The sequence below is a fragment of the Streptomyces sp. PU-14G genome (assembly GCF_041028275.1).
Lineage (GTDB): Bacteria > Actinomycetota > Actinomycetes > Streptomycetales > Streptomycetaceae > Streptomyces.
Map to the genome: position 1 here is coordinate 1 of NZ_JASKYT010000094.1, position 20,680 is coordinate 20,680.

Sequence of the window (20,680 nt, forward strand, 5' to 3'; positions counted from 1 at the left end):
GTGCCCAGGATGCGCTGCCAGGCGGCGCCCGTGTTCGGCTCCSAGCCCAGCCCCGCGCACACCCCGAGCTTCCAGTCCGTCCCCCTGGGCACCCGGGGCCACCCGCCGATCCCTACGGAGGCGGGTTTCACGGCCTCCCAGATGTCGATGTAGGGGTGCCCGACGACCAGCACGTTCCCCCCGCTGCGCGCTCCCACCTCCGCCGCGATCCGCGACTCCTTCGAACCCGGTACCAGGTGGTCCACGAGCACCCCGAGTCGCGCGTCGGGGGCGGGCGCGAAGGATTCGACGACGGCGGGCAGGTCGTCGACGCCCTCCAGGTACTCCACGACGACCCCCTCGATGCGCAGGTCGTCCCCCCATACCTTCTCCACCAGCTCCGCGTCGTGCCGTCCCTCGACGTAGATGCGTCCGGCGCGCGCCACCCGGGCCCGTGCGCCGGGTACGGCGATCGAGCCCGAGGCGGTCAGCCGCGGCCCCGCGGCAGCCGCCGCGGCAGGGGTGGCCCGGGGCCTCACGAGCGTGACGGTCCGCCCCTCCAGCAGGAAGCCGCGCGGTGCCAGGGGGAAGACCCGGTGCTTGCCGAAGCGGTCCTCCAGGGTGACGGTCGGCCCCTCGGCGGTCTTCTCGCACCGTACGACCGCTCCGCAGAACCCCGTGGTGACCTCCTCGACCACCAGGTCCGGTTCGGCGGCCACCTCGGGCACGGGCTGCTTCCGCTTCCACGGAGGAGTCAGGTCGGGATTGTCGTAACGGTCGTGACGGCTGCGCATGGGGCACATTCTGCTACGCGTCCAGGCCGGCGAACCGCTGCGCCAGCTCCTCCCGTTGCGCCCGCAGGAACGCCGCGTCGACGACGGCCCCGTGCCCGGGCACGTACAGCGCTTCCTCGCCGCCCAGGGCCAGCAGCCGGTCCAGGGCGGCGGGCCAGCGGGCGGGGTGGGCGTCGTCTCCGGCCTGCGGCTCGCCGGACTCCTCCACCAGGTCCCCGCAGAAGACGACGTCGGGGTCTCCCGGCACCAGCACGGCCAGGTCGTGTTCGGTGTGGGCAGGGCCCACGTTGACCAGGACGACCTCGCGCCCGCCCAGGTCGAGGGTCAGCTGCCCGCTGACGGGATGGTGCGGGCGCGGCAGGACGTCGGCCGCCTCGGCGGCCTCGTCCTCCAGCAGCCCGTGTGCGACCGCGTCGTCCCGTAGCGTCTCGCCGTGCCGGCCGAGGAACGCGGCGGTCCCGACCGCCGCGTACACCTGGGCGCCGGAGAAGACGGCGGTGCCGAAGACGTGGTCGAAGTGCGGGTGCGTGAGGGCGACCCACCTCACCCGGCGGCCCAGCAGCGCGGCCACGTCGGTGCGGATTCCGGCGCCCTCCCGCAGCGAGGAGCCGGTGTCGATCACCAGGGCCCCGTCGTCGCCGCTGACGGCGCCCACCGTCGCGTCCCACTCCGGCAGCCTGCGCCGCACCACCCCGTTCGCGAGCCGCTCCCATTTGCGGTCCTCGGCGCCCGCGGGCGCGAGCGCACCGCCCGCGCCGGGGACGTGAGCGTCCTCGCCGGCGCCGCGTCCTTCGGCCGCGCCGGCTGCCCGCGGCGTGTGCGGCATGTGGGGCGTGTGCGTGCGGCTGTTCCCGTGCGCCTGCATACGACGACGCTAACGGCAGTGCGCGACCGGCGCTCCCCTCCCGGGCCGCGGGGTACGGTTCGGTGCGGTGGATGAGGCGGCCCTTGCCCCGGCTGTGGTGACCGGCCGTACACTGGCTCAGGGGCTTGGCACTCCGGCCTGCAGAGTGCCAGGCGAAGTGCCAGGGATGACCGCCGAAAAAACGGGTTTGGACCAGCGGCCGGACGGGAGGTGTGCGCCATGCTCAGCGAGCGCCGACTGGAAGTGCTCCGCGCCATCGTCCAGGACTACGTCGGCACCGAGGAGCCGGTGGGCTCCAAGGTTCTCACGGAGCGGCACAACCTGAAGGTGTCTCCTGCCACCGTGCGTAACGACATGGCGGCCCTGGAGGACGAGGGCTACATCGCGCAGCCGCACACCAGCGCGGGACGTATCCCCACCGACAAGGGGTACCGGCTGTTCGTCGACAAGCTCGCCGGCGTCAAGCCGCTGTCGTCGCCGGAGCGGCGCGCGATCCAGAACTTCCTCGACGGCGCCGTCGACCTCGACGACGTCGTGGGGCGCACGGTGCGGCTGCTCGCCCAGCTCACCCGGCAGGTCGCCGTCGTGCAGTACCCCTCGCTGACGCGTTCGACGGTGCGCCACGTCGAGCTGCTCGGGCTCGCGCCCGCGCGGCTGATGCTGGTGCTGATCACCGACACGGGCCGCGTCGAGCAGCGCATGATCGACTGCCCGGCGCCGATCGGCGAGACGGTCCTGGCCGACCTGCGCGCCCGGCTCAACAGCCGCGTGGTCGGGCAGCGGTTCGCCGAGGTGCCCTCCCTGGTGCAGGACCTGCCCGAGGCGTTCGACGCCGACGACCGCGCCACCATCTCCACCGTCCTGGCCACTCTTCTGGAGACCCTGGTCGAGGAGACGGAGGAGCGGCTGATGATCGGCGGCACCGCCAACCTCACCCGCTTCGGTCACGACTTCCCGCTCACGATCCGCCCGGTCCTGGAGGCGCTGGAGGAGCAGGTCGTCCTCCTCAAGCTGCTCGGTGAGGCCAAAGACCCGGGCATGACCGTACGAATCGGGCACGAGAACCAGCACGAGGGACTGAGTTCCACATCGGTCGTCTCCGTCGGCTACGGTTCGGGCGACGAAGCAGTCGCCAAACTCGGCGTGGTCGGACCGACCCGCATGGACTACCCCGGAACGATGGGAGCTGTACGCGCAGTGGCACGGTACGTCGGACAGATCCTGGCGGAGTCATAAGGTGGCGACGGACTACTACGCGGTCCTCGGCGTGCAGCGCGACGCCTCGCAGGACGAGATCAAGAAGGCTTTCCGCAGGCTCGCCCGCGAGCTGCACCCGGACGTCAACCCGGACCCGAAGACCCAGGAGCGGTTCAAGGAGATCAACACCGCCTACGAGGTGCTCTCCGACCCGCAGAAGAAGCAGGTCTACGACCTGGGCGGAGACCCGGCCTCCGGCGCGGCGGGAGGCGGAGCGGGCGGCTTCGGCGGCGGCTTCGGCAACTTCAGCGACATCATGGACGCCTTCTTCGGCACCGCGGCGCAGCGCGGCCCGCGCTCGCGCACCCGCCGCGGCCAGGACGCCATGATCCGCCTGGACATCGAGCTGGACGAGGCCGCGTTCGGCACCACCAAGGACATCCAGGTCGACACCGCCGTCGTCTGCAACACGTGCAGCGGCGAGGGCGCGGCCCCCGGCACCTCGGCGCAGACCTGCGACATGTGCCGAGGCCGCGGCGAGGTCTCCCAGGTCACCCGCTCCTTCCTGGGGCAGGTCATGACCTCCCGGCCCTGCCCCCAGTGCCAGGGCTTCGGTACCGTCGTGCCCACGCCCTGCCCGGAGTGCGCCGGCGACGGCCGGATCCGCTCGCGGCGCAGCCTGACGGTGAAGATCCCCGCCGGTGTCGACAACGGCACCCGCATCCAGCTCGCCGGCGAGGGCGAGGTCGGCCCCGGCGGCGGCCCCGCGGGCGACCTGTACGTGGAGATCCACGAGAACTCCCATCCGACCTTCCAGCGGCGCGGTGACGACCTGCACTGCACCGTCACCATCCCCATGACGGCTGCGGCTCTCGGCACCAAGGTGCCGCTGGAGACGTTGGACGGCATGGAAGAGATCGACATCCGCCCGGGCACCCAGTCGGGACAGTCGGTGCCGCTCCACGAGCGCGGCGTCACCCACCTGCGCGGCGGCGGGCGCGGCCAGCTCATCGTCCACGTCGAGGTCACCACCCCCTCCAAGCTGGAGCCGGAGCAGGAGGAGCTGCTCCGCCGCCTCGCCAAGCTGCGCGGCGAGGAGCGGCCCACGGGCCAGTTCCAGCCGGGCCAGCAGGGCCTGTTCTCCCGCCTGAAGGACGCCTTCAACGGGCGGTGACCCGGGCGGCCCTGCGTTCCCCGGGACCCCCGGGAACGGGTGCGAGGGGTGCGGTAACGGGCTGTGAGGCCGTCTTGCGGGGGCGTGGCAGGATGGCGTCATGCCCACCCCGCACACCTCAATGCCTTCGCCGTCCGCGCTGACCGAGCTGATCGAGCACCCCGTCATCCAGGCACCGATGGCCGGTGGGGCCTCAGGGCCCGAGTTGGCCGCGGCCGTGAGCGAGGCGGGGGGTCTGGGCTTCCTCGCGGCCGGCTACAAGACGCCGGAGGCGATGTACGAGCAGATCAAACAGGTGCGCCGGCTCACGGGCCGTCCTTTCGGCGTGAACCTGTTCATGCCGCAGCCGCGGACCGCCGATCCCGCCGCGGTCGAGGTCTACCGCGAGCAGCTCGCCGGTGAGGCAGCCTGGTACGAGACGGAACTGGGTGACACGGAGGGCACGACAGACGACGCGTACGAGGCGAAGCTGGCGATCCTGCTGGAGGACCCGGTGCCCCTCGTCTCGTTCACCTTCGGCTGCCCCTCGGGCGCCGACCTGGAACGGCTGGCGAAGGCGGGCACCCGCACCCTCGTGACGGCGACCTCCGTCGCGGAGGCACGGGCCGCGCAGGAGGCGGGCGCGGACGCCGTGTGCGTCCAGGGCATCGAGGCGGGTGGCCACCTGGGCTCGCACCGTGACGATCCGCAGCGCGAGCCCGGCAGCGGCGGCATAGGGCTGCTCTCCCTCGTCGCCCAGGCCAGGGAGGCCGTGCGGCTGCCGCTCGTCGCCTCGGGCGGGCTGATGCGCGGCGGGCAGATCGCCGCGGTGCTGGCCGCCGGTGCGACGGCCGCCCAGTTGGGTACCGCCTTCCTCGTCACCCCGGAGTCCGGCGCCGATCCGCTGCACAAGCAGGCCATGACCAACCCGACGTTCACGCGTACCGAGTTCACCCGCGCCTTCTCCGGGCGTGCGGCGCGCGGACTGGTCAACCGCTTCCTGCGCGAGCACGGCCCGTACGCGCCCTCCGCGTATCCGCAGGTGCACTATCTGACGTCCGGGCTGCGCAAGGCCGCGGCCCAGGCGGGCGACCCGCAGGCCATGGCGCTGTGGGCCGGGCAGGGCCACAGGCTCGCCCGCGAGCTGCCCGCGGGGGAGCTCGTGGAGGTGCTGGTGGCCGAGATCGCCGCCGCGCGGGAGGCGCTGGCATGAGCGCTCCGGTCTTCCTCGCCGACACGGCGCTGCTCGGCGGCGGCACGGTCGTGCTCGACGGCCCCGAGGGGCGGCACGCCGTCTCGGTGCGCCGGCTGCGTCCTGGCGAAGAGGTCGTCCTCACCGACGGCGCGGGAACCGGCGCCTACGGCAGCGTCACCGCCGTGGAGGGAAAGGACCGGCTGGAGGTCGCCGTCCGCGAGGTCCGCACGGAGCCGGAGCCACACCCCGACATCACCGTCGTCCAGGCCCTTCCCAAGGGCGACAGGGGCGAGTTGGCCGTCGAGACGATGACGGAGACGGGCGTGGACGCGATCGTCCCGTGGGCCGCCTCGCGGGCCGTCACCCGGTGGAAGGGGGAGCGCGCCGCCAAGGCGCTCGGCAAGTGGCGCAGCACGGCGCGGGAAGCGGGGAAGCAGGCGCGGCGGCTGCGGTTCCCCGCGGTGGCGGACCTGGCGTCCTCGCAGCAGGTGGCGGAGTTGCTCGCCGGCGCCGACTTCGCCGGCGTGCTGCACGAGGAGGGCGGTGTGCCGCTGGCGACGGCGCCGCTGCCGTCCTCGGGACGGATCGTGCTGGTGGTCGGGCCCGAGGGCGGGGTCGCTCCGGAGGAGTTGGAGCTGTTCGCGCGGGCGGGTGCGGCGCCGTTCCGGCTCGGGCCGAGCGTGCTGCGGACGTCCACCGCCGGAACGGCTGCCGCGGCGGTGGTGCTGGCGCGGTCGGGCCGCTGGGGGTGAGGGTGTGTCCGCCAGGGGAGGGCGGCGCCCGCTTCGACGGGGAGCCACCCTGCGGAATCGGTGAGAGGGCGGGACAGCGGCCTCGGGTAACATCCGGGCATGGCTTCCAACGGAGAACCGCAGCAGGACTGCCTGTTCTGCAAGATCGTCGCGGGTGACGTGCCCGCGACGCTGGTGCGGGAGACGGAGACCACCATCGCGTTCCGCGACATCAACCCGCAGGCCCCCACGCACGTGCTGGTCATCCCGAAGGCGCACTACCCGGACGCCGCCTCCCTGGCGGCTGCCGCACCTGAGGTGCTCGCCGACGTGGTGCGTGAGGCGGGCGAGGTCGCGGCGATGGAGAAGCTCGTCCCGGCCGACGGCGGCGGGCCCCACACCGGCTACCGCGTGGTCTTCAACACCGGTTCCGGAGCCGGTCAGACGGTCTTCCACACGCACGCGCACGTGCTGGGCGGCCGGGGCCTCGAATGGCCGCCCGGGTGACCGGCGGACGGTGACCAGGCCATGACCGGGTACAGGTGACGCGCGTTGTCAGTGCGAGAGCTGGTCGTTCTGGGCACCGCAAGCCAGGTGCCCACGCGGCAGCGGAACCACAACGGGTACGTCCTCCTGTGGGACGGCGAAGGCATCCTGTTCGACCCTGGTGAGGGGACGCAGCGGCAGATGCTGCACACGTCCGTCGCCGCGCACGACCTGACGCGGATCTGCCTGACGCACTTCCACGGGGACCACACCCTCGGGCTGCCGGGCGTCATCCAGCACATGAGCCTCGACGGGGTGCCGCACGAGGTGACGGCCCACTACCCGGCGAGCGGGCAGGCGTACTTCGAGCGGCTGCGCCATGCCACGCCGTTCCACGACACGGTGGCGCTCCGCCAGGCGCCCGTCACCGGTCCCGGCGTGATCGCCGGCGGCGAGCGCGAACCCGAGGTGCCCTTCACCCTGGAGGCGCGGGAACTCTCGCACCGTATCGACGCGTTCGGATACCGGCTGACCGAGCCCGACACCCGCCGGATGCTGCCGGAGAAGCTCGCCGAGCGTGGCATCAGCGGTCCGGACGTGGGCCTGTTGCAGCGGAGCGGGGAGCTGCGCGGGGTGCGTCTGGAGGAGGTCAGCGAGCCCCGTGAGGGGCAGCGGTTCGCCTTCGTCATGGACACCCGGCTGTGCGACGGGGTGTACGAGCTGGCGCAGGGCTGCGACATGCTCGTCATCGAGGCGACGTTCCTGCACGCCGACGCGGAACTCGCCGAGGTCTCGGGGCACCTGACGGCGTTCCAGGCGGGCCGCGTGGCCGCCGAGGCGGGCGTACGCCATCTGGTGCTGACCCACTTCTCGCAGCGCTACCAGGACACCGCCCTGTTCGCCGCCGAGGCGCGTGCCGCCGGGTTCGAGGGGACGCTGACGGCGGCACAGGATCTGACGCGGGTGCCGGTGCCCAAGCGGCGCTGAACCCCTGCGGGGGCAGCCGGTCATGACGCCGTCACGGGCGCGGTGCCGGTGGGCTCGCCGGTGCCGTAGTCAGGGGTGGGCTCGTCGGTCTCGCCGTGCTCGACGGGCCGAAGGCCGATGAGCGCCTGACGGTGCCCGTCAGCCCTGGCCGGCGTCCTCGGAGGTCGCCTTGGCGACGGTGTCCGCCACCGTCGAGCATGCGAGGCGGGCCACGGAGCGCAGTTCGGCGTCCGAGGTGCCGGCGCGGCTCAGTACGGCCAGCGACTGGTTGACGGCGACGACGAACGTGGCGAGTTCATCGAGCGTCCCGCTGCCGGACGAGGAGTCCGCCAGTGCCGCACGTACCCGCCTGTGCTGTGTGTCGAGCAGGCCGCGCACCTGCACGCCGTTCTCCGGCTTCAGCGTCAGTGACTGCGCGGCGGACTGGGCGATGAGGCACCCCGCGGGGACCGACGGGTCGGCGATACGGCCGAGGGTGACGTCGAAGAACGCTTCGACGGCGCGCACCGGGTCGCCGGGGTGCGCCGCGAGCGCCTGCTCGTACTGCGCGCCGTAGATCGACGCGTAGCGGTCCAGGCACTTTCCGAACAGGGTCTCCTTGTTGCCGAAGGTGCCGTAGAGGGAGCCGCGGCCGAGGCCGGTGGCCGAAGCGAGGGCTTCGAGTGAGGCGTCCGCGTACCCGCGCTGCCAGAACACCCGCATGGCCTGGTCCAGGGCCGCGCCGATGTCGAACTGCTTCCGGCCGGACACAGTGTCCACCTCCTCCCTGTCACTGCTGTGAGTCTACCCGCATCTTGGACCGATCGGTCAGGCTATCTTTGACCGAACGATCCAAGATGGCTAGCGTCTGTTCGGAGCGCGTGCACACGGGGGCCGTTCGCGTCGTGTCCACCGCGCCCGCGGGCCCGGTCCCGGCCGGACGTGCCGGACCAACGCGCCCTGTACCGAGGGAGGAAAACCATGACTGACCCGGAAACCACCGCCCGCGTCCCCGGCAACCCGGTGCGCGGCCTGCCACTGCACGACCTGGCGGGCTTCACCCACCGCTGGGTCGACGCGGACGGCGTCCGGCTCCACGCGGTCGAGGGCGGTCAGCCGAACGGTCCGGCCCTCGTGCTGCTCGCCGGTTTCCCGCAGACCTGGTGGGCGTGGCGAAAGGTGATGCCCGGGCTGGCCGACCGGTTCCACGTCATCGCGATCGACCTGCCGGGCCAGGGCCACTCCGCACGCCCGGACGGCAGCTACGACACGCACACGGTCGCCGCGTACGTCCACGCCGCGGTGCGAGCGCTCGGAGTGTCGACATACTGGCTGGCCGCCCACGACATCGGTGCCTGGGTCGCCTTCTCCCTCGCCCTGAAGTACGAGAGCCGGTTGCACGGCCTCGTACTGCTCGACGCCGGCATCCCGGGCGTCACTCTCCCCGACGCCGTCCCGACCGACCCCGAGGCGGCGTGGAAAACCTGGCACTTCGCCTTCCATCTCGTGCCAGAACTGCCCGAAACACTGCTCACAGGCCGTGAACGCGCGTACGTCGGCTGGTTCCTGAAGGCCAAGTCCCTCGCCCCCGACACCTTCGACGACGTGGAGATCGAGCAGTACGCCGCGGCCGTCGCCGCTGACGGCGGACTCCGCGCTTCCCTGGCCTACTACCGGGACGCCGCGCAGTCGGCGCGGAAGAATCACCAGGCCCTCGAACAGCACCGCCTGACGGTGCCGGTTCTCGGGGTTTCCGGCAGCCACGGCTCCATCCCCGACATGGCGGCTTCGCTCAGGCCGTGGGCCGACCACACCACCGGGATCGTCGTGCCGGACGCAGGCCACTTCCTCCCGGACGAACAACCCGACGCCGTCGCCGCCGCTCTCGCCGGTTTCCTCACTGCGAGCGGTTGACCCCAGAGCAACGGCTGGGCGTCGGCCGCTGTACCGAGATCCCCCCAGCCTGGGTCAGCCGCCCATGACGCGCATCAGCCGCTCCATGCCGATGTTGCCGCCCGAGAGGATGACGCCCACCCTCCCCGGGCCCTCGTCCGCCAGGCACCCCGCGCGCGCAGGGTCGAGGCGGTCGGCGAGCAGGGCGGCCAGCGCGCAGGCGCCCGCGGGCTCGACCAGCATCTTGAGCCGTTCGAGGACGAACCGCATCGCCGTGCGCAGTTCGTCCTCGCTCACCAGCAGCACGCTCTCCAGGAGCCGCCGGTTGACCGGATACGTCAGGGCGCCGGGCGTGGTGGCGGTCAGGGCGTCGGCGATGGTGTGCGGCACCGGAACGCTCACCCGCTCGCCGGCCGCCAGGGAGCGGGCGGTGTCGTCGCCCGCCTCCGGCTCGACGCCGACCACGCGCATGCCGGGATACAGCCCCTTGGCGGCGGTGGCGCATCCGGCGGCCAGCCCGCCACCGCCCACCGGGACGAGCAGCGCGTCCAACTCGCCCACCTCCTCCAGCAGCTCCAGGGCCGCGGTGCCCTGGCCCGCCATGGTGCGCGGGTGGTCGTAGGGCGGGATGAGGGTCAGCCCGCGGTCGGCGGCGAGCTGCTCGCCGATCGCTTCCCTGCTCTCGGTGTAGCGGTCGTAGGTGACGACCTCGGCTCCGTACCCGGCTGTCGCGTCCCGCTTGGCGGTGGGGGCGTCGGCCGGCATGACGATGACGGCGCTGGTGTTGAACTCGCGGGCGGCGAGCGCGACCGCCTGCGCGTGGTTGCCGGACGAGTAGGCGACCACGCCGTGCTCCCGCTGGCGGGGCGTGAGCTGCGTCATCCAGTTGTAGGCCCCGCGGAACTTGAAGGCGCCGGCCCGCTGGAGGTTCTCACACTTGAGGAACACCTCGGCGCCCACCAGCCGGTCGAGCGTCCGGGAGCGCACGACCGGGGTCCGGTGCACTCCCGTCTCGATACGGGTGGCCGCCTGCCGGACGTCGTCCAGCGTGAGTACGGAATCGGTGGTCTCGGTCACCCTGTGACGGTATCCCAGGGGTACGACACCCTGCGAGGAGCAGGCTCTGTGCCCGGCGTCCGGCGGTCGGCGTCCGGCGTCCGGGAGGGCTTCAGAAACCGAGCCTGCGCAGCTGCTTGGGGTCGCGTTGCCAGTCCTTGGCGACCTTGACGTGCAGGTCGAGGTAGACGGGGGTGCCCAGCAGCGCCTCGATGTGGCGGCGGGAGGTGGAGCCGACCTCCTTGAGCCGCTTGCCCTTGGGCCCGATGACGATGCCCTTCTGACTGGGCCGCTCCAGGTAGATGTTGGCGTGCACGTCCAGCAGGGGACGGTCCGCCGGGCGGCCCTCGCGGGGCACCATTTCCTCCACCACGACCGCGATCGAGTGCGGCAGCTCGTCACGGACGCCTTCCAGCGCGGCCTCGCGGATCAGCTCGGCGACCATGACCTGCTCCGGCTCGTCCGTCAGGTCGCCGTCCGGGTACAGCGGCGGGCCCTCGGGCAGCAGCGGCACCAGCAGGTCGGCCAGCAGCTCCACCTGGGTGCCCGCGGTACCGGAGACCGGGACGATCTCGGCCCACTCGATGCCCAGCTCCTTGCCGAGCTGGTCGACGGCCATGAGCTGCTCGGCGAGGGCCTCGTTCGTCACCAGGTCGGTCTTGGTCACGACGGCGACCTTCGGGGTCTTCTTCCGCACCCCGGCCAGCTCCCCCGCGATGAACCGGTCACCGGGGCCGATCTTCTGGTCGGCGGGGACGCAGAAGCCGATGACGTCGACCTCGGCCCAGGTGGTGCGCACCACGTCGTTGAGGCGTTCGCCCAGCAGGGTCCGCGGTTTGTGCAGCCCGGGGGTGTCCACCAGGACGAGCTGTGCGTCGGCCCTGTGCACGATGCCGCGCACCGTGTGCCTGGTGGTCTGCGGCCTGGTGGAGGTGATCGCGACCTTCGTGCCCACCAGCGCGTTGGTCAGCGTCGACTTGCCCGCGTTCGGGCGGCCGACGAAGCAGGCGAAGCCCGAGCGGTACTCGGCCTCGTCCGGATCGTGGCCTGCGGCGGCACCGGGGGCGGTGGAGGAAGCGTTCATACGCTCCATTGTCCCCGATGGCCGGTGCCGGTCCGCACACCGCTCCGACCCCGCTGACGCGGGGCTCAGCCCGCCGTCACGGTCGCACGCAGGGTGCCGTCCGGGCCCGCGAGGAGCACGGGTGTGGCGGGGCCGCCCAGGTCGCGTACGGTCGCCAGGTCCTCGCCGGGCACCACTTCCGCGTCCGCGACGACGGCCGCGGCCTCCAGGGACTTCGCACCCGAGGCCACGGCCATGGCCACGGCCGTGCGCAGTGCCGACAGCTGGAGCGAGGGCAGCGCGACGGAGCCCGCCACGTAGGTGCGGCCGGTCTCGTCCCGTACGGCGGCGCCCTCGGGGACGGCGTTGCGGGCGCGGGCGCTGCGTGCCAGCGTGAGGATCTTGCGGTCTTCCGGGTCGAGCCCGTCCGTGCTGCTCACGTCACTCATGACGGCGAGCATATGCGGTGCGCGCGCACCCGCGAGGAGTCACCCCGAGTCCAGGGCCCCTCGCGACCCGGGTGCCCTCGGATATCACCCCGCGACCCGGTGCATCCCCGCGCGGCGCACCTCGGGATCGGCCAGCCGCGCCAGCTTCTCCGCCGTGCCGGTCCCCGCGACGGGGTTGTGCAGGACGAGGTGGAGGTCGGGGCGGGCCGGCACCTGAAGCGTCGTCGTCTCGAAGTGCAGGGCGCCGACGACCGGGTGGTCCAGCTCCTTGAGCCGCTGCCCCGGCCGGCACACGTCGCCCCGCGCCCACAGCGCGCTGAACTCCGGGCTGTTGCGCAGGAGCTCGTCCAGCAGCAGCCGGAACCCCTCGTCGTGGGGCCACTCCGCGAGCGAGGCGCGCAGCTCGGCCACCACACCGGGCGCGTTCCGCTCCCAGCTGAGCGAGCGGGCGCGGTAGCGGTCGTCGCAGAAGAAGTTGATGATGCAGTTCTCCTGGGGCTCGATGCCCATCACCAGGCGGGCCGCCTCGTTCATCCCGACCGCGCTGAAGTACGGGTCCATGATGTGCGCCGGGTAGGGCATCCAGCCGTCGATCAGCCGCTGGAATCCGTCGCACAGGTAGTCGGGGTCGTACTCGGACTCGGGAAGCGGCGGGTTGAGCCCGGCCAGCACGTACAGGTGACGGCGCTCGGTCTGGCTCATCCGCAGCACCCGCGCCACCGCGTCCAGCACCTGCGGGGAGACGCTGATGTCGCGGCCCTGCTCCAGCCACTGGTACCAGGAGGCGCCCACTCCGGCGAGGACGGCGACCTCCTCGCGGCGCAGCCCCGGCGTCCTGCGCCGGGGGCCGCCGGCGGGGAGCCCCGCGTCGGCGGGCGAGACCCGGGCCCGGCGGGAGCGGAGGAAGTCGCGCAACTCCTCGCCCCTGCGGGTCCTTCCCCGCTGCCGCGCCCCCTGGGCCGTCTTGCGGGCCGTCTCCTCAGCCGTCGCTTCTGCCGCCCTCTCCGCTGTTTTCGACGCCGCCCTCTCCGGCGCCGCCTCCGCGGTCCTCGACGCCGTGCCCTCCGGTCGGCTCCGTACGGAACGTGCCACCTGATCCCCCTCCTGGCTGGTGGTGCGAGCACCACCATAAACAGCGGCTCCCCACCGTCTGTTCCGCGCCAGCAGGCTCAGGGGCATGCCAACCACCGCTCCCGTCCCTCAGACGACCGCCCAGGCCCAGCAGCACCCGGCCGCACCGCCGGCCGGCAGCGCCGCCTCCCACCGCTTCACCCCGCGCGAGGTGCTGGTGCTGGTGGTGCTGTGCGCCTCCCAGTTCCTCGTCGCGCTCGACTTCTCCGTCCTCAACGTCGCCCTGCCCGTCCTCGGCCCCGACCTGGGGCTGGGCGAGGCCGGACTCCAGTGGGCGGTGACCGCGTTCGCGCTGCCCACCGGGAGCTTCCTGCTGCTCTTCGGCCGCCTGGGTGACCAACTCGGCCGCCGCCGCACGTTCCTGGCGGGCCTCGCCCTCTTCACCGCCGCCTCCGTGCTGGCGGCCCTCGCCCCCGACGCGGGTCTCTTCCTGGCGGCCCGCGCGCTCCAGGGCGTGGGCGCCGCCGCCCTCGTGCCCACCGGCATGGCGCTGATCACCACCTCTTTCGCCGAGGGCCCCAAGCGCACCAAGGCGCTGAGCATCAACGGCTCCCTGATGGCGCTCGGCTTCACCGTCGGCATGGTCGTCGGCGGCATCCTGACCGACACCCTCGGCTGGCGCTCCACCATGGGCCTGCTCGGTGCCGGCGGCGTCCTCGTGCTGGTGCTCGCGCCGCGGCTGCTGTCCGAGAGCAGGGGGGAGCGCGCCCGGCTCGACGTACCCGGTGCCCTCACCGTCACCGCGGGCCTCTTCGCGCTGGTCTACGGGCTGTCCACGGCGGCCGAGGAGGGCTTCGCCAGGACCGACGTGCGGGTCGCGCTGGTGGCCGGCATCGTGCTGCTCGGAGTGTTCGTCCGCGTCGAGGCCCGCAGCGCCGAACCGCTGCTGCCGCTGTGGATGCTGCGCCGCCCCACCGTCGCCTTCGGCAACCTGGGCGGTCTGGCCACCGTCTCGATGATGACCGCCGTCGTCTTCCTCATGACCCTCTACCTGCAGGACCTGCTGGGCGTCTCCGCGCTCGTCACCGGACTCGTCTTCGGCGTGCAGGGCCTCGCCTCGGTCGCGGGCGGCGCCCTGGCTCCCCGGATCGCGCGCCGCGTCGGCGCCGGTCGCACCCTGGCCCTCGCCCTGACGGGTCAGGGGGCGCTGACCGCGGCGCTGGTCGGGCTCGGCGTGGACTCCGGGCTGTGGCTGGTCGTGGTCGCGATCTCGCTGGCCAGCGCCCTGCACCTGGTCGCGGTCGTCACCTACGGGGTGACGGCCACCTCGGGGCTGGCCGACGCCGAACAGGGCCGCGCCACCTCCCTGGTGACCAGCGCGATGCAGCTGGGCATGGCGCTGGGCATTCCACTGCTGAGCGCCCTGTCCGTCGGCTGGGCCGGTGCCGTCCGCGCCGACGGCGCCTCCGCCGCCGCGGCGACGCTCGCCGGTATCAGGCTGAGCGTCGCCGCCGACGCCGCGGCGCTGCTGGCGGTCGGCCTGCTTGTCGCCCTCACGGTGGGGCGCCGCCGCGCGGTTTCCGGCCGGGGCTGAGGGTCAGTCGTCCCGCTCCGGCGGCACCGTCGGAGTGGGCGTCCGGCCCTTGGCGACCGCCTTGAGGCGCTTGGCCGCCTCCTTGGCCACATCGGTGGTCATCCCGGTGTCGCCCTTGCCGGTGGTGAGCAGGGCCAGACCCGTGGTGGACTGCTGCGCCCGGGTGAGGACGAGGTCCAGCGTGAGCTGTTTCCCGTCCGCCGGGCCGCCCTTGGCGGTGCCCCGCAGGCGGGCGCCCGCGCTGTCGCCACCGGCCTTGGTCTTCAGCTCGGAGACCTTCCAGTCGACGGTGACCGCGTTGTTGCGGGTGGTGACCTTCTTGCAGCTGTCCCGCACGCTCTTGAAGGTGCTCAGCGCCCGCTTCGCGCCGCGAGTGCTGTCGTAGGAGGCGATCTCGCTGGACAGGTACGGGCCCCTCGCACCCTTGCTGTAGTCGCGGGCGGCGTCGGTCCTGGCCTCGTGCTTGTCCAGGTCGCCGCCGAGCGCGTCCATCAGCTTCTTGCAGTTGCGGTCCTTGGTGCTCAGGTCGTCGGGCGCGTCACCCGCCGCCGTGGTGTCGTCGAGGTCCGCGCTCTTCCAGCCCGCCGGCAGGTTCTGCTCGACCACCAGCGCCGCGCGGGCCTGCTGTTCGCTGAGCGGGCCCTGCGCCTTCGAGGGCGATCCTGTGGGTGTGGCGTCGGACTTCGTGGGCGAGGGCGAGTCTCCGCTGGAGTTGGACTCGCTGCCACCGCCGCACCCTGCGACGGACAGCAGGACAGCGGCGGACAGGACACCGACGAGCGGGGCACGGCGGTGGAAGGGGCGAGGACGCGGCATGACGGGGGGCCTTTCGACGAGGGTTCCCCCTCACCGCACCAGCTCCCGGCGCGGGCCGCCAGCCCGCCTCGCCCGAACGGGCGACGGCGTACCTGGCGGGCAGGCCCGTGCCCTGGCTCGCCGGATCGGGTCAGCCGCCGCCCAGCCGCAGCCGCTCCCAGCGGGGCAGCCCGGCGACCACCAGGTCCCAGGAGTCCTCGACCATCTCCCGCACCGCGCGGTCCGGGAGGCTGCCGTCGAGCGTGACCGTGTTCCAGTGCCGCTTGTTGAGGTGCCAGCCGGGCCGCACCGCCGGGTACGTCGCGCGCAGCCGCAGCGCGATCTCCGGCTCGCACTTGAGGCTGACCGACAGCGGCGCTTCGTCCAGCGAACTGAAGGCGAAGATCCTCCCGTTGACCTTGAACGTGGACAGGCCGGGGTTCGCGGGGAACGGAAAGTCCTCCCACGCTCCGTTCTGTCGCAGACAGCAGGCTCTGAGCTCCTCCGGCGTCATGAGCCCAGCCTAGGGACGGGGTAGGACAACACGGCGGGCACGGTGGCCGGGCACGGTGGCCACGGCGGTCACGGCGGGCGACGGGCGACGGGAGACGCGCCCGCCGCCGCCTCAGCCCTCTGAGACGGCCGTGCTCTGCTCGCCGTCGGTCGTCACGGGCTCGCGCACCGCCTCGACCAGCACCGTGACGATCTTGTTGCGGCGCCCGGCAGGGGACTCGGCCGTCAGCCGCAGGCCCGTCAGCGTCGGATCCGAGTGGTCCTCGGTGACGTCCACGACGGTCGTGGCCCCGGCGATCGGGACCCGGCCCAGCGACTTGGCCAGCAGCCCACCGACCGTCTCCACGTCCTCGTCGTCCCAGCCGGTGAGCCCGTACAGCTCGCCCAGATCGGCGATGTCGAGGCGCGCGGTGACGCGGTAGCGGCCCTCGCCCAGGTCCTCGACGGGCGGCAGCTCGCGGTCGTACTCGTCGGTGATCTCTCCGACGATCTCCTCCAGGATGTCCTCGATGGTCACGACGCCCGCCGTGCTGCCGTACTCGTCGATGACGACGGACACGTGAATGCGGTCCTGCTGCATCTCGCGCAGCAGGTCACCGGCGTTCTTGGTGTCGGGCACGAAGGTGGCGGGCCGCATCGCGGTCGAGACCAGCTCGCTCTCCGCCTCGCGGCTGATGTGCACCTTCCGCGCCAGATCCTTGAGGTAGACGATGCCCACCACGTCGTCCTCGTTCTCGCCCACCACGGGGATGCGCGAGAAGCCGGAGCGCAGCGCCAGGGTCAGCGCCTGGCGGATCGTCTTGAACCGCTCGATGGTGATCAGGTCGGTACGCGGCACCATCACCTCGCGCACCAGCCGGTCGCCGAGCTGGAAGACGGAGTGCACCATCTTCCGCTCCTCCGCCTCGATCAGCGACTCCTGCTCGGCGAGGTCGACCATCGCGCGCAGCTCCGCCTCGCTGGCGAACGGGCCCTTGCGGAACCCCTTGCCCGGCGTCAGCGCGTTGCCCAGCAGGATCAGCAACTGCGGCACGGGGCCCAGGATGCGGGCCAGCGGGAGCAGCACGAAGGCGGAGGCCGTCGCCGTGTTGAGGGGGTGCTGGCGGCCGATGGTGCGGGGCGAGACGCCGATCGCCACGTAGGAGGCGAAGACCATGACCCCTATCGCGACGGCCAGCGCCTGCCAGGTGCCGTCGATGGCCCGCAGACACGCGTACGTCACCAGCGACCCGGCCGCCACCTCGCACGCCACCCGCAGCAGCAGGGCGAGGTTGAGGTAGCGGGTCGGGTCGGCGGCCACGGCCGCCAGCTTGTCGCTGCCGCGCCGCCCCTGGCGGACCGCCTCCTCGGCGCGGTAGCTGGTCGTACGGGCCAGGCCCGTCTCGGCGCACGCGGCCAGCCAGGCCACGATCACCAGCAGCACGACGGCTGCGATCAGCGGCGTGCTCACGAGGTGGTGGTGGGCGCGGGAGACGGCCCGGTCAAGCCCTGCTCGGCGCGCCAGCCGTCGACGATCGCGGACTGCAGACCGAACATCTCGGCCCGCTCGGCGGGCTCCTCGTGGTCGTAGCCCAGCAGGTGCAGCACTCCGTGCACGGTGAGCAACTGCAACTCCTCGTCCATGGAGTGCTGGGTCGGCGCGTCCGCGCCCTGCTTGGTCGCGACCTGGGGGCAGAGCACGATGTCCCCGAGGAGTCCCTGCGGGGGCTCCTCCTCGTCCCGGGAGGGCGGGCGCAGCTCGTCCATCGGGAAGGACATCACGTCCGTGGGCCCCGGCAGATCCATCCACTGGAGGTGCAGCTGCTCGATCGTCTCGGGGTCGACGCAGATCACCGACAGCTCCGAGAGCGGATGGATACGCATCCGGGCCAGCGCGTAACGGGCGATGTCGAGCAGTGCCTGCTCGTCGACCTGGTGCCCTGACTCGTTGTTGACGTCGATCGACATGGTGCGGGTCGACTACTTCCTCTTGCCGTTGTTCCGCCTGGGCGGGGCCTCGCCCTCACCCTGGACCTCGCGGGCGCTGTCGTAGCGGTCGTACGCGTCGACGATACGGCCCACCAGTTTGTGCCGGACCACGTCGGTGCTGGTCAGCTGCGAGAAGTGGACATCCTCGACGCCCTCCAGGATCTCCCGCACCTGGCGCAGCCCGCTCTTCGTGCCGCCGGGCAGATCCACCTGCGTCACGTCACCCGTGATCACTATCTTGGAGTCGAAACCGAGCCGGGTGAGGAACATCTTCATCTGCTCGGGGTTCGTGTTCTGCGCCTCGTCCAGGATGATGAACGCGTCGTTGAGCGTGTTGTGTGTCAGCAGGTGGTCGCTGGTGACGTACAGCGAGTCCTCAGCGGCGACCTGGATGCAGACCGTTTCCTCGCGCCCGGCCGGCTCGATGCTGTCGATGAACCGCATCGGGCGTCCACCACCACCTGCCGCCAGGTAGGTCTGACGCTTCCGCTCCAGCCTGAACGGCTCGACGCCTTCAGGAAGCCTGATGTCGACGACGTGAGCGTCACGGCGGTAGGTGATGTCGCGTCCCTTCGCCCTGCCCGCCGTCCGTCCCTCAGTGGCCCGCCTGCGCGTGTAGGCAACCCCGCCGAGCGACTGCACCAGAGTGACGACATCGTCCCGCAGCAGGATCGATGTGGTCGTGAACTGAATCCGGCACGTCCGGTCCCGCTGGCTTACCGGTCCGCCGTCGCTGTCAAGCAGGCCCTGGAGTATCGCGAGCCGTACATCAGCGGAGTTGTGCAGGTAGAGATCCGGTACGAACTTCGAGACCGAGCGGGAGCCGAAAAGATCCAGTTTCCGCAGGGCGCCGGTGACAGGGTTCTCCAGGGTGACGACGTCGCCTGGCTCCTTGATCCGGTTCAGCGTGTAGTCGACACCGCCCTTGTGGCGTACCCGGGTCCCGGGGAGGGCCGTCGCCAGGGCGTCGGCCAGCTCGGGGTCCGCGGTGGCGAAAGAAGGAGTCGTCGAACCGGTCATGCACCCGTCACCGAGGAGCAGTCCCAACGCGTAGGGGTCCATCGGAACCTCGCGCTCGGGGAAGCACACCGGCGCCGTCAGCATGGGAAGCTCGTAGCGCCGCGCATGGGCCGCCCGCAAGTTGCCGATCATTTCCTGGGTCTCCAGGACTCGCCACGGTTTGTTCCGTCGCTTGTCCGAGGCCGTCCTGACCGTCCACAGGTGTTCACCGCAGCAGAGGGTCCACGAGCCGTCCTGCGCGGTGACCCGGTAGACGTCCTTTTCTCCCTGGGGGTAGACACCGAGGACGGGGGTGGGTTCGCCGTTGGAACCGAAGACCAGATCACCGACCTGGAGATCACCGATGGGACGCCAGCCGTCCGGCGTCAGCACGTTGGTGAACACCGGCTGTGCCCGACCGCGCATGTAGGCCAGCGGGGCGACCTCGATGGTGCCCGCCGCCATCAGCCGGGGGATCGAGTCGGGGTCCAGCATGTCGTGCAGCGCGTCGTACAGCGGCCGCAGATATGGGTCGATCTTCTCGTACAGCGTGCCCGGCAGGTAGCCGAGCCGCTCGCCCGCCTCCACGGCGGGACGCGTCAGGATGATCCGCGTGACCTGCTTGGCCTGGAGCGCCTGCACCGCCTTGGCCATCGCCAGATACGTCTTGCCGGTGCCGGCCGGGCCGATGCCGAAGACGACCGTGTAGTTGTCGATCGCGTCCACGTACCGCTTCTGGTTGAGCGTCTTGGGGCGGATCGTGCGGCCACGGTTGGAGAGGATGTTCTGGGTGAGCACCTCGGCGGGCGTCTCGTCGGTGTCGCCCGTGCCGTTCTCCTGTGCGCGGAGCATGGAGATGGAGCGCTCCACCGCGTCCTCCGTCATCGGCTGGCCGGTGCGCAGCACCAGCATCATCTCGTCGAAAAGGCGCTGGACGAGCGCCACCTCCGCCGGGTTACCGGTCGCGCTGATCTCGTTCCCCCGGACGTGGATGTCCGTGTCCGGGAACGCGTCCTCGATGACGCGCAGCAGAGAGTCTCCGGAGCCCAGCACCGTGACCATCGGGTGCTTGGGAGGCACGGTGAAGCGGGCTGTCTCCTGCCCGGATCCGGCCTGGGATGGGGTTGTCTGCGTCATGGGCGGCCTCTGGGGCCTGCTCATCTCCCTCTCTGCGCCGTTGTTGCTACGGCTTCCAGGGTACGACGCCCCTCCCGTGGGGCTCACCCGTTTTGCTGAGGGCGAGACGGGGGGAGCGCCGCCCTCGCGGACACGGAGCGTAACCGATGGGGGAGGGCCTGGGCCGGAGGCCTCCCCGCGTGGACGCCCTCGCACGCTCACCCGCACCGGACCTGGGAACGGTGCCGCCCCACCCCACGCAGCGCCGCGCTCGGCTACCGGGGCGGGCTCGTCGCCGAGAACATTGCCCCGCGGCCACCGCTTCGCACGGGCTGTCGTCGCGGAGTGGCCGGCCGGCCCGCGGCCACCGCGGGAACATCCTCGGCTGCGCCTGCCGCGGCACGGCTGCGCCTGCCGCGGCACGGCTGCGCCTGCCGCGGCACGGCTGCGCCTGCCGCGGCACGGCTGCGCCTGCCGCGGCACGGCTGCGCCTGCCGCGGCACGGCCGCGCCTACCGCGGCACGGCTGCGCCTGCCGCGGCACGGCTGCGCCTGCCGCGGCACGGCCGCGCCTACCGCGSCACGGCTGCGCCTGCCGCGGCACGGCTGCGCCTGCCGCGGCAGGCGCAGCCGTGCCGCGGGGGGGGGGGGGGGGGGGGGGGGGGGGGGGGGGGGGGGGGGGGGGGGGGGGGGGGGGGGGGGGGGGGGGCACGGCCGCGCCTACCGCGATACGGCCGCGCCTACCGCGACACCGGCGTCGGTGCGACCACCGGGGCGGGTGGGCCCTGGTGGTCGCAC

20 protein-coding genes are annotated in these 20,680 nt (G+C 72.4%); 8 read left to right on the plus strand and 12 right to left on the minus strand.

Annotated features, from left to right (window positions below; genetic code table 11):
• A partial coding sequence (locus AB8Z75_RS13960) for a DUF3097 family protein (protein ID WP_369201822.1) occupies positions 1-773 on the minus strand: 773 nt, incomplete at its 3' end.
• Between the two features lie 13 nt (positions 774-786).
• Positions 787-1,638, minus strand: a complete 852-nt coding sequence (locus tag AB8Z75_RS13965; protein ID WP_369201823.1) for an MBL fold metallo-hydrolase — start codon at positions 1,636-1,638, stop codon at positions 787-789.
• Positions 1,639-1,857: 219 nt separating this feature from the next.
• On the opposite strand from AB8Z75_RS13965, the gene hrcA reads away from it, so the two are divergent.
• From hrcA to AB8Z75_RS13995, 6 genes are all read left to right on the plus strand, one after another.
• The gene (gene hrcA / locus AB8Z75_RS13970; protein WP_369201824.1) at positions 1,858-2,874 is read left to right on the plus strand and encodes a heat-inducible transcriptional repressor HrcA; all 1,017 of its coding nucleotides are present in this window, start codon (positions 1,858-1,860) and stop codon (positions 2,872-2,874) included.
• Between the two features lies 1 nt (position 2,875).
• The gene (dnaJ, locus tag AB8Z75_RS13975) at positions 2,876-4,009 is read left to right on the plus strand and encodes a molecular chaperone DnaJ (RefSeq protein ID WP_369201825.1); all 1,134 of its coding nucleotides are present in this window, start codon (positions 2,876-2,878) and stop codon (positions 4,007-4,009) included.
• A 100-nt stretch (positions 4,010-4,109) separates the two neighbouring features.
• Positions 4,110-5,201 (plus strand): nitronate monooxygenase, encoded by a 1,092-nt coding sequence (locus tag AB8Z75_RS13980; protein ID WP_369201826.1) that lies wholly within the window; start codon positions 4,110-4,112, stop codon positions 5,199-5,201.
• Positions 5,198-5,935 carry a 16S rRNA (uracil(1498)-N(3))-methyltransferase gene (locus tag AB8Z75_RS13985; RefSeq protein ID WP_369201827.1) on the plus strand — a complete coding sequence of 246 codons (738 nt, stop codon included), beginning with the start codon at positions 5,198-5,200 and terminating at the stop codon, positions 5,933-5,935. The genes AB8Z75_RS13980 and AB8Z75_RS13985 overlap by 4 nt, the downstream gene beginning before the upstream one ends.
• Before the next feature lie 99 nt (positions 5,936-6,034).
• Positions 6,035-6,421, plus strand: coding sequence for a histidine triad nucleotide-binding protein (locus AB8Z75_RS13990; RefSeq protein WP_369201828.1), 387 nt, complete (start codon positions 6,035-6,037; stop codon positions 6,419-6,421).
• Between the two features lie 45 nt (positions 6,422-6,466).
• Entirely contained in the window at positions 6,467-7,387 is a 921-nt protein-coding gene (locus tag AB8Z75_RS13995; RefSeq protein ID WP_369201829.1) for a ribonuclease Z, read from the plus strand.
• A 138-nt stretch (positions 7,388-7,525) separates the two neighbouring features.
• On the opposite strand, the gene AB8Z75_RS14000 is transcribed toward AB8Z75_RS13995, so the two are convergent.
• A complete protein-coding gene (locus AB8Z75_RS14000; protein ID WP_369201839.1) occupies positions 7,526-8,137 on the minus strand; it encodes a TetR/AcrR family transcriptional regulator in 612 nt (203 codons plus the stop codon).
• Between the two features lie 210 nt (positions 8,138-8,347).
• On the opposite strand from AB8Z75_RS14000, the gene AB8Z75_RS14005 reads away from it, so the two are divergent.
• The gene (locus AB8Z75_RS14005; RefSeq protein ID WP_369201830.1) at positions 8,348-9,280 is read left to right on the plus strand and encodes an alpha/beta fold hydrolase; all 933 of its coding nucleotides are present in this window, start codon (positions 8,348-8,350) and stop codon (positions 9,278-9,280) included.
• A 54-nt stretch (positions 9,281-9,334) separates the two neighbouring features.
• Here AB8Z75_RS14005 and AB8Z75_RS14010 read toward each other — a convergent pair whose 3' ends face one another.
• The 4 genes from AB8Z75_RS14010 to AB8Z75_RS14025 form a co-directional block, all read right to left on the minus strand.
• Positions 9,335-10,336 carry a pyridoxal-phosphate dependent enzyme gene (locus AB8Z75_RS14010; RefSeq protein WP_369201831.1) on the minus strand — a complete coding sequence of 334 codons (1,002 nt, stop codon included), beginning with the start codon at positions 10,334-10,336 and terminating at the stop codon, positions 9,335-9,337.
• 91 nt (positions 10,337-10,427) lie between these two features.
• Positions 10,428-11,399 carry a GTPase Era gene (gene era / locus AB8Z75_RS14015; protein ID WP_369201832.1) on the minus strand — a complete coding sequence of 324 codons (972 nt, stop codon included), beginning with the start codon at positions 11,397-11,399 and terminating at the stop codon, positions 10,428-10,430.
• 65 nt (positions 11,400-11,464) lie between these two features.
• Entirely contained in the window at positions 11,465-11,818 is a 354-nt protein-coding gene (locus tag AB8Z75_RS14020) for a cytidine deaminase (protein WP_369201840.1), read from the minus strand.
• Between the two features lie 93 nt (positions 11,819-11,911).
• Complete coding sequence (locus AB8Z75_RS14025) at positions 11,912-12,742, minus strand: helix-turn-helix transcriptional regulator (protein ID WP_369201841.1); 831 nt, start codon at positions 12,740-12,742, stop codon at positions 11,912-11,914.
• 262 nt (positions 12,743-13,004) lie between these two features.
• On the opposite strand from AB8Z75_RS14025, the gene AB8Z75_RS14030 reads away from it, so the two are divergent.
• Complete coding sequence (locus tag AB8Z75_RS14030) at positions 13,005-14,492, plus strand: MFS transporter (RefSeq protein ID WP_369201833.1); 1,488 nt, start codon at positions 13,005-13,007, stop codon at positions 14,490-14,492.
• A gap of 3 nt (positions 14,493-14,495) precedes the next feature.
• Here the strand turns inward: AB8Z75_RS14030 and AB8Z75_RS14035 are convergent, their stop codons facing one another.
• From AB8Z75_RS14035 to AB8Z75_RS14055, 5 genes are all read right to left on the minus strand, one after another.
• Complete coding sequence (locus AB8Z75_RS14035; protein ID WP_369201834.1) at positions 14,496-15,308, minus strand: hypothetical protein; 813 nt, start codon at positions 15,306-15,308, stop codon at positions 14,496-14,498.
• A gap of 130 nt (positions 15,309-15,438) precedes the next feature.
• Positions 15,439-15,801 (minus strand): MmcQ/YjbR family DNA-binding protein, encoded by a 363-nt coding sequence (locus AB8Z75_RS14040; RefSeq protein ID WP_369201835.1) that lies wholly within the window; start codon positions 15,799-15,801, stop codon positions 15,439-15,441.
• A 111-nt stretch (positions 15,802-15,912) separates the two neighbouring features.
• Entirely contained in the window at positions 15,913-17,250 is a 1,338-nt protein-coding gene (locus tag AB8Z75_RS14045; RefSeq protein ID WP_369201836.1) for a hemolysin family protein, read from the minus strand.
• A complete protein-coding gene (ybeY, locus tag AB8Z75_RS14050; protein ID WP_369201837.1) occupies positions 17,247-17,747 on the minus strand; it encodes an rRNA maturation RNase YbeY in 501 nt (166 codons plus the stop codon). The genes AB8Z75_RS14045 and ybeY overlap by 4 nt, the downstream gene beginning before the upstream one ends.
• A gap of 12 nt (positions 17,748-17,759) precedes the next feature.
• The gene (locus AB8Z75_RS14055; RefSeq protein ID WP_369201838.1) at positions 17,760-19,904 is read right to left on the minus strand and encodes a PhoH family protein; all 2,145 of its coding nucleotides are present in this window, start codon (positions 19,902-19,904) and stop codon (positions 17,760-17,762) included.
• Positions 19,905-20,680 lie beyond the last annotated feature (776 nt).

What these genes read in the sequence shown, in the direction of transcription:
- AB8Z75_RS13965 (WP_369201823.1), bottom strand. Translation starts at nt 1,638, where the DNA reads ATGCAGGCGCACGGGAACAGCCGCACGCACACGCCCCACATGCCGCAC.
- hrcA (WP_369201824.1), top strand. Translation starts at nt 1,858, where the DNA reads ATGCTCAGCGAGCGCCGACTGGAAGTGCTCCGCGCCATCGTCCAGGAC.
- AB8Z75_RS13980 (WP_369201826.1), top strand. Translation starts at nt 4,110, where the DNA reads ATGCCCACCCCGCACACCTCAATGCCTTCGCCGTCCGCGCTGACCGAG.
- AB8Z75_RS13985 (WP_369201827.1), top strand. Translation starts at nt 5,198, where the DNA reads ATGAGCGCTCCGGTCTTCCTCGCCGACACGGCGCTGCTCGGCGGCGGC.
- AB8Z75_RS13990 (WP_369201828.1), top strand. Translation starts at nt 6,035, where the DNA reads ATGGCTTCCAACGGAGAACCGCAGCAGGACTGCCTGTTCTGCAAGATC.
- AB8Z75_RS14005 (WP_369201830.1), top strand. Translation starts at nt 8,348, where the DNA reads ATGACTGACCCGGAAACCACCGCCCGCGTCCCCGGCAACCCGGTGCGC.
- era (WP_369201832.1), bottom strand. Translation starts at nt 11,399, where the DNA reads ATGAACGCTTCCTCCACCGCCCCCGGTGCCGCCGCAGGCCACGATCCG.
- AB8Z75_RS14030 (WP_369201833.1), top strand. Translation starts at nt 13,005, where the DNA reads ATGCCAACCACCGCTCCCGTCCCTCAGACGACCGCCCAGGCCCAGCAG.
- AB8Z75_RS14035 (WP_369201834.1), bottom strand. Translation starts at nt 15,308, where the DNA reads ATGCCGCGTCCTCGCCCCTTCCACCGCCGTGCCCCGCTCGTCGGTGTC.
- AB8Z75_RS14040 (WP_369201835.1), bottom strand. Translation starts at nt 15,801, where the DNA reads ATGACGCCGGAGGAGCTCAGAGCCTGCTGTCTGCGACAGAACGGAGCG.
- ybeY (WP_369201837.1), bottom strand. Translation starts at nt 17,747, where the DNA reads ATGTCGATCGACGTCAACAACGAGTCAGGGCACCAGGTCGACGAGCAG.
- AB8Z75_RS14055 (WP_369201838.1), bottom strand. Translation starts at nt 19,904, where the DNA reads ATGACGCAGACAACCCCATCCCAGGCCGGATCCGGGCAGGAGACAGCC.